The organism is Antarcticimicrobium sediminis, from assembly GCF_004348975.1.
Lineage (GTDB): Bacteria > Pseudomonadota > Alphaproteobacteria > Rhodobacterales > Rhodobacteraceae > Antarcticimicrobium > Antarcticimicrobium sediminis.
This window is the reverse complement of the sequence record NZ_SMFP01000019.1, coordinates 1-14,141: the sequence shown is the minus strand read 5'-3', so window position 1 is coordinate 14,141 and position 14,141 is coordinate 1. Positions and strand designations below refer to the sequence as shown.

14 protein-coding genes and 1 pseudogene are annotated in these 14,141 nt (G+C 61.0%); 10 read left to right on the top strand and 5 right to left on the bottom strand.

The genetic code is table 11. The features are described 5' to 3' along the window. Positions 1–10: 10 nt before the first annotated feature. From E1B25_RS19410 to E1B25_RS19370, 9 genes are all read left to right on the top strand, one after another. Positions 11–772: a DUF1028 domain-containing protein gene (locus E1B25_RS19410; protein WP_165937698.1), complete on the top strand. Its 762-nt coding sequence runs from the start codon at positions 11–13 to the stop codon at positions 770–772. A gap of 4 nt (positions 773–776) precedes the next feature. After that, entirely contained in the window at positions 777–2,060 is a 1,284-nt protein-coding gene (locus tag E1B25_RS19405) for an NAD(P)/FAD-dependent oxidoreductase (protein ID WP_165937697.1), read from the top strand. Between the two features lie 553 nt (positions 2,061–2,613). Then, positions 2,614–3,786 (top strand): ABC transporter ATP-binding protein, encoded by a 1,173-nt coding sequence (locus E1B25_RS19400; RefSeq protein ID WP_132831240.1) that lies wholly within the window; start codon positions 2,614–2,616, stop codon positions 3,784–3,786. After that, positions 3,776–4,711 (top strand): carbohydrate ABC transporter permease, encoded by a 936-nt coding sequence (locus E1B25_RS19395; protein WP_132831239.1) that lies wholly within the window; start codon positions 3,776–3,778, stop codon positions 4,709–4,711. The genes E1B25_RS19400 and E1B25_RS19395 overlap by 11 nt, the downstream gene beginning before the upstream one ends. Then, positions 4,711–5,583: a carbohydrate ABC transporter permease gene (locus E1B25_RS19390; RefSeq protein ID WP_132831238.1), complete on the top strand. Its 873-nt coding sequence runs from the start codon at positions 4,711–4,713 to the stop codon at positions 5,581–5,583. The genes E1B25_RS19395 and E1B25_RS19390 overlap by 1 nt, the downstream gene beginning before the upstream one ends. Positions 5,584–5,735: 152 nt before the next feature. Next, positions 5,736–7,016 carry an ABC transporter substrate-binding protein gene (locus tag E1B25_RS19385; RefSeq protein ID WP_132831237.1) on the top strand — a complete coding sequence of 427 codons (1,281 nt, stop codon included), beginning with the start codon at positions 5,736–5,738 and terminating at the stop codon, positions 7,014–7,016. A gap of 99 nt (positions 7,017–7,115) precedes the next feature. Beyond that, positions 7,116–7,775 carry an HAD family hydrolase gene (locus E1B25_RS19380; protein WP_132831236.1) on the top strand — a complete coding sequence of 220 codons (660 nt, stop codon included), beginning with the start codon at positions 7,116–7,118 and terminating at the stop codon, positions 7,773–7,775. Between the two features lie 34 nt (positions 7,776–7,809). Continuing rightward, positions 7,810–8,712 carry a CehA/McbA family metallohydrolase gene (locus tag E1B25_RS19375; RefSeq protein ID WP_132831235.1) on the top strand — a complete coding sequence of 301 codons (903 nt, stop codon included), beginning with the start codon at positions 7,810–7,812 and terminating at the stop codon, positions 8,710–8,712. 52 nt (positions 8,713–8,764) lie between these two features. Then, the gene (locus tag E1B25_RS19370) at positions 8,765–9,535 is read left to right on the top strand and encodes a MurR/RpiR family transcriptional regulator (RefSeq protein ID WP_165937696.1); all 771 of its coding nucleotides are present in this window, start codon (positions 8,765–8,767) and stop codon (positions 9,533–9,535) included. Between the two features lie 89 nt (positions 9,536–9,624). Here E1B25_RS19370 and E1B25_RS19365 read toward each other — a convergent pair whose 3' ends face one another. From E1B25_RS19365 to E1B25_RS19350, 4 genes are all read right to left on the bottom strand, one after another. After that, on the bottom strand, positions 9,625–10,662 hold the full coding sequence (locus E1B25_RS19365; RefSeq protein WP_132831233.1) for a cytochrome-c peroxidase: 1,038 nt from the start codon (positions 10,660–10,662) through the stop codon (positions 9,625–9,627). Positions 10,663–10,745: 83 nt separating this feature from the next. Then, positions 10,746–12,176 carry a sensor histidine kinase gene (locus E1B25_RS19360; protein ID WP_132831232.1) on the bottom strand — a complete coding sequence of 477 codons (1,431 nt, stop codon included), beginning with the start codon at positions 12,174–12,176 and terminating at the stop codon, positions 10,746–10,748. Continuing rightward, on the bottom strand, positions 12,173–12,838 hold the full coding sequence (locus E1B25_RS19355) for a response regulator transcription factor (RefSeq protein ID WP_132831231.1): 666 nt from the start codon (positions 12,836–12,838) through the stop codon (positions 12,173–12,175). Before E1B25_RS19355 ends, E1B25_RS19360 begins: the two co-directional genes overlap by 4 nt. Then, a complete protein-coding gene (locus tag E1B25_RS19350; protein WP_165937695.1) occupies positions 12,838–13,179 on the bottom strand; it encodes a PepSY domain-containing protein in 342 nt (113 codons plus the stop codon). Before E1B25_RS19350 ends, E1B25_RS19355 begins: the two co-directional genes overlap by 1 nt. Positions 13,180–13,358: 179 nt before the next feature. Between E1B25_RS19350 and E1B25_RS22255 the strand changes: the two genes are divergently transcribed. Then, positions 13,359–13,661 carry a hypothetical protein gene (locus tag E1B25_RS22255; protein ID WP_165937694.1) on the top strand — a complete coding sequence of 101 codons (303 nt, stop codon included), beginning with the start codon at positions 13,359–13,361 and terminating at the stop codon, positions 13,659–13,661. Positions 13,662–13,809: 148 nt separating this feature from the next. On the opposite strand, the pseudogene E1B25_RS22865 reads toward E1B25_RS22255, so the two are convergent. Next, a pseudogene (locus E1B25_RS22865) lies at positions 13,810–13,926 on the bottom strand (IS481 family transposase); the annotation flags it as partial. Positions 13,927–14,141 lie beyond the last annotated feature (215 nt).

The following is a 14,141-nucleotide window of genomic DNA, read 5'->3' as shown; positions in this document are numbered from 1 at the left end:
GAGTACCCGAGTGACCTTTTCAATTATTGGCCGATGCGAGCGCACAGGGGCTTTCGGGGCCGCCATCACGACATCGGATCTGGCTGTCGGCGCGCGCTGTGTCCGACTGGCCCATGGCAAAGGCGCGATGCTATCGCAGCACCGTACTGACAGCCGGTTGGGCGATCTTGGCATATCCCTTTTGGCGGCAGGCAAACGCGCGGATGAAACCGTGTCCGAGGTTTGCAATTCGACCAATGACATTGAATGGCGCCAAGTCGGCGCATTGGATGCCACGGGACAGGCCTCTGTCTACCATGGCCGCCGCATGTATTCGATCTTTACCCATAGCATCGACAAGGACTGCCTCGCGCTGGGGAATATTCTGGCGAATGATCAGGTCACCCGCAAAATGGCCGATGCCTTTACCGCAAACTCCGACTTGCCGCTTGGGGAGCGCCTGATGCGCGCCTTGGAGGCGGGCCGCGATGCCGGAGGAGAAATCCAAGGGCCCCTGCGTTCGGCCGGCGTGCGCGTCACCGGCGAGCACGGGATTGATGCCATGGATCTGCGCGTCGACATGTCGGAACAAACCGCGATCGAAGACCTGCGTAAACTTGTGGATGCCTATGCGGACCGTGCAGAAAACCTGCGCGAGGTCGCGCTGGCCCCCGACGGAATCCCGATCAAGCGCGGCCTGTTCGAAGCAAGCATCCAACGGATCGAAGAATTGGGTCTGCAAGACCGTTTTCCCACGGCTCGAAATCGCGACAACTGGACCCTTAGGGACTGAAGAAATGACCGCTGAGCAAATTTTCTGGGAAACGATCCCCACCTATTCCCCCGAAAAACCGGCCCTGCCCGAAAAGACGGACATTGCGGTGATCGGGGCGGGGTTCACCGGCCTGTCCGTGGCTCTGCACCTTGCCCGCGCGGGACGCGATGTGACCGTTTTTGATGCCGGCGGCATCGGGGCCGGAGCCTCCTCTCGCAACGGGGGCATGGTTGGGCCCAGTTTTCACAAGCTCGGCTCTGCGGGTCTGCTGGCGCGCTATGGCGAACAGAAAACGCTGGGCATTTTGCGCGAAGGGCTGCTGGCCCTCGACTTTTTCGAAGAGTTCGTGAAACGCGAAGACCTTGCCTGTGATCTGAAAATGCAAGGCCGTTTCAGAGGCGCGCGAACCCGTGGCGATTATGAGAGCACGGCACGCGAGTGTGAATGGCTGGGAAAGAATCTGGGCCTTCCGTTCGACATGGTGCCGCAGAGCGAACAGCGCAGCGAAATCGGCAGCGACTTTTACAAAGGCGGCGTGGTGTATCACCGGGACGGTGGTATCCACCCGCGCAAACTGGTGCTGTCGCTTGCACGTCTCGCCGTGGCCTCGGGCGTGCGCATTATAACCAACTGTCCGGTCACCGCCCTGCGCAAAGACATCACCGGGACGCAGGTCAGAACCCCCGAGGGCAGTATTCGGGCCAGCGAGGTCGTGGTCGCGACCAATGCCTATTCCGACCGGCACACCCCTGCCATGAATCGCCGCGTTGTTCAGATCCGCACGGCCGCCGTCGCCACCGAAGAGCTGCCCGCTGACGTCATCAGCCAGCTAACTCCCAAAGGCCGGACCTTTGGTGAATCTGGTCGCATTTTCATGTGGTTCAGACCCACGCCAGACGGCAAACGGTTTATCTTTGGCGGCAGGATTGGCCGCCCGGGCGGTGACCCCGACAAGCAGCGCAAAGCCTTTGAAACCGCTGCCACGCGCGTGTTCCCGCAACTGAAAGACGTGGCCTTCAGCCATGTCTGGTCTGGCGATGTGGCCTATACGACGGATCATAGCCCGCACATCGGGTATGAAGACGGGGTGTGGCTGGCCGGGGGATACTGCGGGTCTGGCGTGACGCGCAGCCTGTATTTCGGGATGAAGCTGGCCCGCAAGATACTGCGCCAACCCGATGCGGAAACCGCATTTGACGATCTGCCGTTTGCGCGCGTTCCCTTCAAACCTGTCGCAGGTCATGTGGCTGATCTAATGACAAAATGGTATGCCTATCAGGACGCGTGCGACTTGAAGAAACGATAGCCACAGCGACAGACACATTCAAAGAAAATGGCGCCCCGGGAAATGGTGTCACTTTGTTCTTCGGCCTCAGCTGGGCCGCAGTTACAAGGCGCGATGGTCGCCAGACAGCTCCTTCAGCGTCTCGCGCAGTGACGTTCTCTCTGAAGAACCCTTGTTTATAAGGGCGCTCTGTTCAGGGAGGGGCTTTAGTGACCGTTGGTGATACTCTCACGGGGCGAGCCCGTGGAGGGTGTAATCCACCATTTTCAAGGGGTCCATGCCGGGCGGCATCGGGTTCGGCGTCTGATGGGGATCAAGGATCGCAGTTCACCGGCACGGCCTGCGGCATGAAACTTAACCCGGATGCATCTTTGATAAGCCGCATACCTGTTGGAAACAGCAGGACCACTTCAGAACTCCGCCTAGACAAAGCACCCCACATTGTGCGCCTGTCATGAAAAGTGGTCTGCGGCAATGCCCTGCCGAGATCATGAAGTAAAAGCTCCACAAGTAGTTCACAAAAGTGAAGCACAACTCCAATAGATCACCACCGTATTTCGAAAGGATGCGGATGATGTCTGCCGGGGTTGAACTGGACCGAATTGAGAAGACCTATGGCGCGACAACCACGTTGCGCGCCGCAACTCTGGACGTGAAGCCCGGGGAATTCATGACGTTGGTGGGGCCCTCGGGCTGCGGTAAATCCACCCTCCTGCGCATTATCGCCGGGCTGCTGCCGCAAACCAGCGGCGAAGTGCACATTGACGGTGCCAGCATAGATCATCTGCCGCCACGAGAGCGCGATATCGCCATGGTGTTCCAGTCCTATGCGCTCTACCCGCATATGAGCGTGGCCGAGAATGTCGCGACGCCGCTGAAGGTGCGCCGCCTGTCGCGCATGGCCCGCCTGCCCGCTCTTGGTCGACTGCTTCCGGGACAGGCACGAACCCGGCGCGAGATCACCGACGAGGTGCGCCGCGTCGCGGATCTGGTCGAGATCGGACCCCTGCTCGAGCGTAAACCGGCGGCGCTTTCCGGTGGGCAGCGCCAGCGCGTCGCGCTGGCCCGCGCCATCATCCGCGATCCGCGGGTGTTCCTGATGGACGAGCCGCTTTCCAATCTTGATGCCCGCCTCCGTGTCACAATGCGCGCCGAGATCACCGCCCTGCACCGTCGGCTCGGCGCCACCTTCATCTATGTCACCCACGATCAGACCGAAGCGATGACCATGTCGAGTCGCGTGGCGGTCATGATGGATGGCACCATCATCCAGTGCAGTACGCCACAGGGGCTGTACGAAGCGCCCGAGGATCTTCGCGTCGCCCGCTTCATCGGCTCGCCCGAGATCAATGTCGTGGCCTCCGACACCGTGGCCGGATGGGAGGGCGGCAATACAAGGCTAGGGCAGTTGCTGCAACGGCCGCTGCATATCGCCTTTCGCCCAGAAGCCGTTCGGCTTAGCGCAGAAAGCGCAGCGCAAACCGATATGCTCCATCTCTCCTGCCACATCGAGCGCACAGAGCGGCTCGGCCATGACGTGCTGCTGTTCCTGCGTGTCCTTGCGGACGGCGCCGGCGTCACAGCGCGGATTCCAGCGGCCGATTTTGCCCGCCTTGACGCCCCCGGGGGCGTGCTGACAGCCAGCCTGCACCCGGCCGATCTTCTGGCCTTCGGCCCCGATGGCAAACGCGTCGCCCTTCCCGGCCTTGCAGCGGCGACCAACCGGGGGCTGAGCCATGTCGGTTGAAACGACGGGCGCGCCCCGCGCGTTCGCCCTCCCCCTCCGCCGCAAGCGGCTTGGGGCCGAACTGCCCGGCTGGATCGCCTATGCCCTCGCGGCGCCCTCGATGATCCTGCTGTGTCTTCTGATGTTGCTGCCGATCGCCGTCATGCTGGTGATGAGCCTGACCAATTACCGCTTTGGCGATCTGAGCTATGCCTTCATCGGGGTCGAGAATTATCTTGATCTTGCCGATGACCGGACCTTCTGGCGCGCGCTGAGCAATACCTTTGTCTATGTTGCCATCGTCGTCCCCGGAAGCGTCGCGCTCGGCCTTGCGCTTGCGGTCATGACCACCGGGCTGCGGCGCGGGCGCAAGATCTATCAGATGATCTTCTTCCTGCCGGTCACCGCGACGGTGGTGGCCATGGCGACGGTGTGGAAATACCTGCTGCATGGCACCATCGGGCCGTTCAACCTGGTGCTGCAATCGCTCGGCCTGCCCGCGATCGACTTTTTCAGCGACCCCGATCTCGCCCTGACGGGACTGGCCATCATCAATATCTGGAGCCTCGCAGGCTTCAACATGGTGCTCTTTGCCGCCGGACTCACGGCGATCCCCTCCGAACTCTACGACGCCGCAGAGGTAGACGGGCTGAGCGAACCGCTCGACCGCTTCTTTTCCGTCACCCTGCCACTGCTGGGCCCGACCACGCTTTTCGTCATCGTCACCTCGACCATCACAGCGTTCAAGGTGTTCGATACGGTCGCGGTGATCACCCGTGGCGGCCCCCGCGGTTCCACCGATGTGCTGCTCTACACGACATATCTCGAAGGCTTTTCCTATTTCCGCATGGGATCTGCGGCAGCGATGACGGTCGTTTTCCTTGCGATCATCATGGTTTTCGCCCTGCTCCAGACATGGGTTCTCGACAAGAAGGTGCATTACTGATGGCCGCCGCTCCGAACCATCGCGCTTCCCCCCGCCGCGCCTCTCGTCGCCGCCTGCCTTGGGGCCAGATCGGCACACATCTGGTCCTGTTGCTGCTGGCGGTGTTGTTCCTGTTCCCCTTCTACGTGATGCTGGTCACATCCTTCCGGTCTCCCTCCGAACTCTTTACGCCAGAATTCCACCTGTTGCCGCAGGAGTTCACCGGGCTGAAATATTATATTGAATCGATCACCACCTCGCCGGTGCTCACCTTCATGAAGAATGGCGTGATCATCGCGTTGGGCATTCTCGTGATGCAAATCCTCACCGCCATCCCCTGCGCCTATGCGCTGGCCAAGTTCGAGTTCCGCGGTCGCAATCTGCTTCTAGCGCTTGTGATCTTCGCGCTCACGGTGCCCATTCAGGTCCCCGCGCTGCCGCTCTACCTCGGGCTCAACGCATTGGGCCTGCTCGATAGCTATTTCGCGGCCATGGTGCCGTTTTTCCTCTCGGTCTTCGCCATCTTCCTGTTCCGCCAAAGTTTCAAATCCTACCCTGACGAGATCATTCAGGCCGCCCGGCTCGACGGGTTGTCAGAATGGGCAATCCTGTGGCGCATCGTCGTGCCCGGTTCGATCCCTGCCATTGCCGCCTTTGCGGTGTTCTCGATTACGACCCACTGGAACGACCTCTACTGGCCCCTGATCGTGATCCGCTCAAACGAGCTGATGACGCCGCCGCTGGGGCTGGCAACCTTCGCCGATGTGGAAAGCGGCGAGAATTACGGGGCCTTGATGGCCACCGCCACGATCCTCACCGCGCCGCTGATGCTCGTCTTCATGCTGGCACAGCGCCAGTTCGTCCGAGGCGTCACCATGACGGGCGTGAAGTGAAGGACGGGCGTGACGTGAGGATCGCCAAAAATTTCGCCGTTCCCGCAAGGCCGGGGCGGCGTGGACTGCGGGGTGGTGGCCCCCACCCCGCAGATGAGCTGCGGCACCGCCGCATAACCTGGGGAACCTCCCCAAAATCCGAGGACAAATCCATGAGAACCTACCTCAGAACAGCTGCTCTGGCAGCCACCCTATCAGCCGGGGCTTTCGCCGCGCAAGCCGAAGTGACCATCGACGTGCTTCACGCCTGGCCGGGGCACCGCCATTTCCACGAGGACGTGGCCGAGGCATTTATGGCGCAGCATCCCGATATCAAGGTCAACTTCCTCGCCGCCGCCGAAAGCTATGACACCGAGCATCAGGCCGTGGTGCGCGATGCCGTGACAGGCAACCTGCCCGATATCGTCTTCTCCGGCTATCACCTCCTGCCCGAGTTGATCCGCCAACTTCAGGCCCGCGGTCTTGATGTCCCGCTCAAGCCCTTCATCGACGCCGAAGGCGGCGACGGTTGGATCTCGGCGAACCACGCCCCCTCGATGATCAACCTCACCACCGTCGAAGGCCAAATTTACGCCCTGCCCTTCAACGCCTCGACCCCGATCATCTTCTTCAACAAGGACCTGATCGAACAAGCCGGTGGCGACGCCTCCAACCTGCCCGACACATGGGACGGCTGGATCGAGCTTGCCGGCAAGATCGACGCGCTCGGCGACACCATCTCGGGCATGTCCTATTCGGTTGACGCCTGGCCTGACGACTGGCTCTGGCGCGCGCTGATCTCGCAGCAGGGCAAACCATTCATGGCCGAGGACGGCCAGAGCGTCGCCTGGGATAACGAGGTCGGAAAATCGGCGCTGGAGCTGGCCCGTCGGTTCGTCACCGAGGGCGGCATGGTCCAGATGGATTTCTCACAGGCCCGTCAGCAGTTCGCCGCCGGCCTGACCGGATTCACCATTCAATCGGTCAACTCCGCCCGCTCCTTCGAAGAGCTGGCCGGCGACAAGTTCACCGTCGGCACAGACATCTTCCCGGTGAGCAACAAGGACTCTGGCAAGGTGCCCACCGGCGGCAATGGCGGCCTGATCACCACGCAAGATCCCGAGCAGCAGGCAGCCGCCTGGGAATACATCAAGTTCGCCGCCAGCCCCGAAGGTCAGAAACTGGCCGTACTTGGCTCTGGCTACATGCCCACCAACAAGCTCGCCATGGCACCGGATTTGCTAGGCGATTTCTATGCCGCCAACCCGAACTGGGCCACCTCGCTGCGCCAACTTGACCGCGCCACCCCCTGGGCCGGTTATCCCGGCACCAATGCCGTCGAAATCTGGCGCACCCAGCGCGACATCATCGCCGAAGTCATGTCCGGCGATCTCGACGTCGAAGACGGGTTGGAAGAACTGGCCGACGAAACCAACAGCCTGATCGGCCGCTGATTTCCACGCAGACACACCTGCCGGAGGCGTCCCCGCGCCGCCTCCGGTTTTCGCGCCCGGCGTCCCCGTCGGCACCGCCAGAAAACAGAAAGACCCTTCGTGAAAGACGCCATATTTTTCGACTGTGACGGTGTGCTCGTCGACAGCGAGCCCCTCTCGGCGCAAACCACCGCCGATCTTCTGGCCACGCATGACATCGAGATGAGCTGGCAAGAGGCAAACGACATCTTCATCGGCAAGAGCATGAAAGACGCCCTCGCGCTCGTACACGCCTCCTATGGTGTCTCTCTGCCAGCCTCTTTCGTCGAGGCGCATGAAGCCCTGCTTTTCCAACGCTTCGAAGCCGACCTTAGGCCGATCGATGGCATGGCGGCGCTGCTCTGCGAGATTGACCGCCCCCGCTGCATCACCTCCAACAGCACGCACAGGCGTCTCGCGGTGACGCTCGCCACCACCGGGCTGGGGGCGTTCTTTCAAGAAAACGTCTTCAGCGCCGAGGACGTGACCCAAGGCAAGCCCGCGCCCGATCTCTTTCTCCACGCCGCCCGTGTCATGGGCGCCGACATCGCAAAATGCACCGTGATCGACGACAATGTTTCCGGCATTCAGGCCGCCATCGCCGCCGGGGCCCGCGCCATCGGCTTTACCGGCGGCAGCCATGTCGCGTGGGATCAAGCCGACCGCCTGCACGCCGCCGGGGCCTGTTGCGTCGCCGCAAACACCCCTGCGTTGCTCTCGGCCCTGCGCGCCGCGGCGTGATCAACCCCCAATCCCTCACAAGGAAACCAAACGCATGACTGACTTTTCCCTCTTCTCTGCCCCCGGCCCCTTTCTGAAGGGTAATATCCACACCCATTCCAACCGCTCTGACGGGGCCCTGCCGCCCGAGGAGGTCGCGCTGCGCTATCGCGCGGCGGGCTACGACTTCCTGTCGCTCACGGATCATTTCCTGCCCGGCTTCGATTTCCCGCTTACCGATATCTCGGCCCTTCGGAGCGAGACGTTTACCCCCCTGCTCGGCGCCGAACTGCACGCGCCACGCACCGAGATGAGCGAATTGTGGCATCTCGTCGCCGTCGGCCTGCCCGCCGACTTTGCGCCGACCTCTGCCGAAGAAGACGGCCCGGCGCTCGCCCGGCGCGCCCATAACGCGGGCGCCTTCGTCGGCATCGCGCATCCGGCTTGGTATCAGCTTTCAATGGAGGATGCTGAAACTCTGGTCGAACATGCCGACGCGGTCGAGATCTATAATCACGGCTGCCATGTCATGCACGACAAGGGCGACGGCGCCTATATGCTCGACGGTCTGGCCGACAAGGGGCACCGCCTGCTCACCTATGCCTGCGACGACGCCCATTTCAAAACCCCCGATTTCGGCGGCGGCTGGATCGAGCTGAAAGCCCCCGACCGCAACCCCGAAGCCATTCTCGAGGCGCTGAAACAAGGCCGGTTCTATTCCACCCAAGGCCCCGCGATCCATAATCTGGAAATGACCGGCGCGGGGCTTACCGTCGAATGCAGCCCGGCCAGCGGCATTCTGGTGATCGGGCAAGGCTATCAGCACAGCTATCGCTTTGAACAAGGCATCAGCCACGCCACCATTCCGCTGGATGGTCTTGAAGGCAGCCCATGGCTGCGTGTTATCGTGTTCGGAACCGATGGCAAGCGGGCCTGGACCAACCCGTATTGGATGTAAGCGAACGGCTCAGGGGCGTCTGCGGGCGCCCCGCCTCGAAAAGGAAGACCCCATGCAGGAGAAACATCCGTTCGGGCATAACGTCTTGACCGGCATCGAGGCCAGCCGTGGCGACCTGCCCGAGGCCCTGGCGCGGATCGCCGATTTCATCCTGCGAGAGCCCGAAGTTGCGGTGCGCGCCTCGATGGCCGAATTGGCCGATCTCAGCGGCAGCGGCGAGGCCAGCATCGTGCGCTTTTACCGCCGTCTCGGCTTTGACAGCTTCCCCGATCTCAAGATCGCGCTGGCCTCTGACATCGCCTATCGCGGCCATGTTGATCCCCGCTCGCACGATCTTGGCACCCGCATAGCCGAGGCGGTGCGCGCCGTCATCGACGCCCCCCAGCGCGATGAGTTGCGCCAAGTCGCCGAGCGGATGGTGGCCGCACGTCATGTGGATATCTTCGGCTCGGGGCTCTCCGGGATGATCGCCGGGATGTTTGCCTACCGCCTGTCTTGGCTCGGGCTGGTGGCGCGCAGTTTTCAGGATCCTGTCGAAACCGTCGAGGTGGCGGGCGCCCTCGATACGCGCTCGGTCTTCGTTACCATTTCCGAAACCGGACTTACCGCCCATACCCGCCATATGCTCACCCTCGCGGGCGAGCGCGGGGCCTATCGCGTCGCGGTCTCGGGCCGCCGCATTGCCGAGTTGAACAAGCTCTGTGATATGGTGCTGATCGCCCCCCCGCTCTCGCCGCTGCCCGAACGCGGCGAGCTGAGCCCCGCCGTCGCCAAGATCGTCCTTTGTGAACTCATCGCCGACGAGATCGAACGATTGTCATGAACCGCAATCAGCCCCAAGCTCTCCTCGCAAGCAAGAAGAACCTGGGGCTCAGGTCAATGGTCAGCTAAATCGCCGGGCATGCGTAAAACTTACGGCATCGGCCTTGGCGTGGTGGCGACCGAAGGCGGAAGGGTCGGGTAAACGATTTGTGGTTGATCCCCCGTCAGGGAGTCGAGAAAGGCCGTGATCTTTGCGACCTCATCATCGGATAGGGTGATACCAAGCTGGCTTGATCCCATCACAGCGACGGCCTGATGTAGATCCCACGATTTACCGGTATGGAAATAAGGCGGCGTGAGCGCAATATTGCGCAAGGTCGGCACCTTGAAGACATACTCGTCATCCACCGATGCGGTGACCTGGAACCGCCCCTTGTCATCCGGCGGCAGGAATTCCGCACCCGGATTTTCGACCACGCCGAACGGTTGATACATGTTGCCGCCGACATTGACGCCGTTGTGGCAGGTCGCGCAGCCGTTATCCATAAAGGCCTGCAGCCCCTCCTTCTGCATATCTGTCAGCGCAGTTTCGTCGCCTTTTAGAAACTTGTCGAACGGTGCGTTCGGGGTGATCAGAGTCGTTTCAAAAACGGCGATAGCCTTTTCGGCGTTTGGCAAATTGATTGGGTCGGGATCATCGGGAAATGCGCTTTTGAAATAGGCGTCATAGCCGGGAATACCTTTCAGCTGTTCGACAACATGTGTTGTCGTAGACGCCATCTCGACCGGATTCACCATGGGCCCACCGGCCTGTTCGGCAAGGTCGGCTGCGCGGCCATCCCAGAACTGGGCGGTGTTGAAGACGGAATTCAGCACTGTCGGTGCGTTTCGTCCGCCAGCTTGCCAACGGTGACCACGCGATGTCTCAAGCATGTCGACGCCACCCATACCAATCTGGTGGCAGGTGTTGCAGCTGATCGTGTGACTTTCAGAGAGCCGAGGCTCAAAGTAGAGCATCTTTCCGAGTTCGACCTTCTCAGGGGTCAATGCGTTGCCCTCAAGCGCCGGCGGCTCTGCGGGAATGGGCTCAAACAGATCCTGAGCATCAGACATAAGCTCCTGTGCCGCCAGCATGTTGACGGGCATCACGAGAAGACAACTCAACGCGATAATTGAAGACTTTCTCATTCGACTCTCCTTTCGAGTTCGCAATACGGAAAAATTATATTCCACACAAAAATCAACTAAAAGTTGTATTTTGGCATAACCTATCACCCCAAATATGGGATTTTCTTCAAATTAATCCCAAATTCTTTTGGCCGCATGGCTCGGCAATTGCCCACCCACTTCGCAGGAAAACAGCCCGCCGGTTTCGGAAGATGTAATGCGACACATAAACCCGGGCTTGTGTTCACAACCGTCAATCTTCCTCCGACGGCTTCAGCGATCTCGGCTGAGATCGCAAACCCCAAACCATGACCACTCTCGTCGACGCGGGCCCCGCGTTTGCGCAGTTCCCCGATCCGGTTTTCATCGATTCCGGGGCCATCATCCTGAACCTCGATTTCGACCGATGAACCGCGCTCGATTGCGCGGATCTCGATGCGCTCTTTGGCGTAGTGACTTGCGTTTTCGATTACGGCGCCAAGCGCCTCGGTCAGATCATTTGGATCAAGGGCAACGTTGAGCGCGTCCGGAACCTTCAAATCCCACGTCAAGGCGGCCCCAAGAGGCGTTCGGCTCACGACGGAAATGATCCTTTGCACGATCCTCTCAACATTGGAGCTTGCCGTCGTGGCGCCCCCTGCAAGCCGGGAGCGTGTCAGTTCCCGATCCACATGACGGCGCATCGCATCCGCGATTTCCTCGATCGCGCGCGCAGCTTCGGTTTGATCGTTCTTTCGCAGGCGATCAGCCTCTCCCAAAAGGGCTTGCAACGGGGTCTTGAACCCGTGGGCAAGATCGCCAGCACGCCGCCTTGCGCGTTCAAGTTCTGCGTCGCGCGCGTCGATCAAAGCGTCTACCGCGTTGGCAAGCGGCAAGACTTCCCTCGGAAAACCGTCGCCAAGTCGTTTCTGGTGGCCAGATCGCACTTCGAGAACCCGTTTGCCAACTTCGGCAAGCGGGCGCAGCCCAAAGAACAATTGAACCCAGCCAGCCAAAATCAAAGCAATCGCGAGGATCACGTTATAAGGGATGAGATCGCGCACAAAATCGGCGCGCGCCTGTTTGAGATCTGCCGTGGTGAGCGCAACCGCAGCGCGAACCCGTTGGCTTCCAAGCGACGGCGTCAGCGTGACGCTGCGTTCAAGGGTGAGGAGCGAGCCACCCGCCTGATCGGGAAGACTATGGATGTGAACCTGACCGTCGCGCAGGTCATCGGGCGGTAGCGGAAGAACGTGATCCCAAAGCGAACGCGCGCGCAAGATCGCGCCGTCGAGCTCGATTTGCCAGTAGAGCCCGCTCAGCGGATGGTCAAAGCGCGGGTCCGCAGGTGGATTTTGCAACTCCAGCGCCCCACCGGCGCCACGTCCCAGTCCGGCCACGACCTGATCGAGCTGGACAGAAAGTTCAGCTTCCGCGCGGCGCTGAACATGGGCCGCAAAGAGGGCCGTCAGCGCAGTGGAGGCAATGGCCAATGCCCCCACCACCGCGAGCGCGCCCACAAGCGCCAGTCGCAGCCGGAGTGAGAGACGCCTCACGCTGAATCCCCTTTGAGAAAGTAGCCAAAGCCGCGTCGGGTGCAGATCACACCGGACCCAAGCTTGCGGCGCAAGCGCGCAATGACCGCCTCGAGCGCATTCGCCTCACGGGACTCATCATCGCCATAAAGATGTTCAAGCAGTTCCGTTGGCGGCACGATCCGGTCGCGATGCAGCATCAGATAGGAAAGCAGCCGAAATTCGAGCGCGGTCATGGAAAGCGGTACGCCGCCGATCAAGGCGCTCATCCGGTTGGTGTCGAGCGTCAGATCGCCAACGCTCTGGCACGCCGAGGCGCGCCCCGCCGAACGACGGATCAGCGCGCGGGTCCGGGCCACAAGTTCTTCCATGCGAAACGGCTTTGGCAGGTAATCGTCAGCGCCAGCGTCAATTCCCTCGACCCGTTCGGTCCATGCACCGCGCGCCGTAAGCACAAGGACGGGCATCTCGCGGCCATTGGCACGCCATTTTTTCAAGACACTCAACCCGTCCATCTGGGGCAGGCCGAGATCGAGAATGATGAGATCATAGTCTTCGGTGTCGCCCAGGAACCAGGCATCAAGCCCGTTCGTGCACGTCTCGACGCGGTAGCCGACCGGCTCCAGCGCGGTCTTCAGATCCGCCGCAATCCTCTGGTCATCTTCAACCGAGAGTACACGCATCAGCTGTCCTCGCCGCGATCTTTTTCGGTGGTGCCAACGGGCAATCCGGTCGCGGCATCGACCTCAAGCTCAACGATCCGTCCCTGAGGCGTGATAAGCTTCAGCTTATAGACATAGAGGCCATGGTTCTCTTCAAGTTCGACCTTGATGATGCGTCCGCCATATTGCTCTTGAGTGCCGAAGAATATCTGTCTCAACGACAGAATCTCGTTCCGCTCGACGGCGCTGCGCGCCCGATCGTGGTCAGCGCCGCCGTTTTGTCCGGACGAGCCGCCGCCCGCATGCTGGCTAAGTGCCGGGCAGGCCAGCAAGACAAGAAGGAGGGTGATGAAATGTTTCACACGGCCTTTGTAACCCAACAAACCTGACAGAAGCCTGACAGGTCACGTCAGGTCAGCGTCAGCACAGGTATGACATGAGCGGAACCGCGCCATTGGCATCGCCGGCCTGAGGGTTGGGCTTTGATCCAAGACAGGTGTTTAGCGACATCGCTTGCGACGTATCTTATGCGAGGGCTGCGATGCGCGGTGAACGTCTTGGGTTGGAGCGTCGGCGCTTTTGGCGTGACGGGGACAAGCTCGAGATTGTCACGCCTGTTGGTCCGTGGTCGCCTGATGCGGGGGCGCTCGTCGTCCCGATGGTTATTTCGGTCGAGAGCGAAGGTCCTGTGCTACAGCCCTCTGGCACCGAAACGTTGCCACAGACTGCCATCGAATTGCGCCTGCGGCGTGGTCGCCGCTGGCATTTTGACAGCACAATGGACCTGGCCGCGCTGACCTCCCTATGCCGTGTGGTGGAGGCAGCATGGTTGGTCCGGGCATAGGTGTTCGCGTGTATACCCACAGGGTTGCGATATCGAACACGCGCCTGGTCCGCGCGGATAGTCCGCATTCGCGGTACATGCGAGATAGTGTTCTCAGATCGGCGTTAGCAGACATCCACAGCCCTATATGCTCTGTTACTCTTGCTGCGGTCTGCTCCGAGATCCTGCAGCGCTCCGCCACCACCCACGCCGGGTCGTCGCTTGCCTGAATCGCAGCCCGGATCTTCGGTGTCGTCGTGGCCTGCTTGTGAAGAGAAATCAGCATCTCTTGTTCCCGTCCCGAACCTCGCCCAAGATCGATCTTGCCCTGAACAACGCAGTCCGCCGAGGGTCTATGTGATCATCCGGGATGGGTCACCTAACTGTTCCATCCCGGATGATCACATAGACCCTCGGCGATCCGCGTTTTTCATGGCAGGATCGGTTCTGAGGGACATTCGGGACGGGGTGCGACCATGCTGATCCATCTTCACAAGCAGG

Bases quoted from the DNA above. Each gene is read 5' to 3' on its own strand.
- E1B25_RS19405 (WP_165937697.1), top strand. From the start codon at position 777: ATGACCGCTGAGCAAATTTTCTGGGAAACGATCCCCACCTATTCCCCC.
- E1B25_RS19400 (WP_132831240.1), top strand. From the start codon at position 2,614: ATGTCTGCCGGGGTTGAACTGGACCGAATTGAGAAGACCTATGGCGCG.
- E1B25_RS19395 (WP_132831239.1), top strand. From the start codon at position 3,776: ATGTCGGTTGAAACGACGGGCGCGCCCCGCGCGTTCGCCCTCCCCCTC.
- E1B25_RS19390 (WP_132831238.1), top strand. From the start codon at position 4,711: ATGGCCGCCGCTCCGAACCATCGCGCTTCCCCCCGCCGCGCCTCTCGT.
- E1B25_RS19385 (WP_132831237.1), top strand. From the start codon at position 5,736: ATGAGAACCTACCTCAGAACAGCTGCTCTGGCAGCCACCCTATCAGCC.
- E1B25_RS19375 (WP_132831235.1), top strand. From the start codon at position 7,810: ATGACTGACTTTTCCCTCTTCTCTGCCCCCGGCCCCTTTCTGAAGGGT.
- E1B25_RS19370 (WP_165937696.1), top strand. From the start codon at position 8,765: ATGCAGGAGAAACATCCGTTCGGGCATAACGTCTTGACCGGCATCGAG.
- E1B25_RS19365 (WP_132831233.1), bottom strand. From the start codon at position 10,662: ATGAGAAAGTCTTCAATTATCGCGTTGAGTTGTCTTCTCGTGATGCCC.
- E1B25_RS19355 (WP_132831231.1), bottom strand. From the start codon at position 12,838: ATGCGTGTACTCTCGGTTGAAGATGACCAGAGGATTGCGGCGGATCTG.
- E1B25_RS22255 (WP_165937694.1), top strand. From the start codon at position 13,359: ATGCGCGGTGAACGTCTTGGGTTGGAGCGTCGGCGCTTTTGGCGTGAC.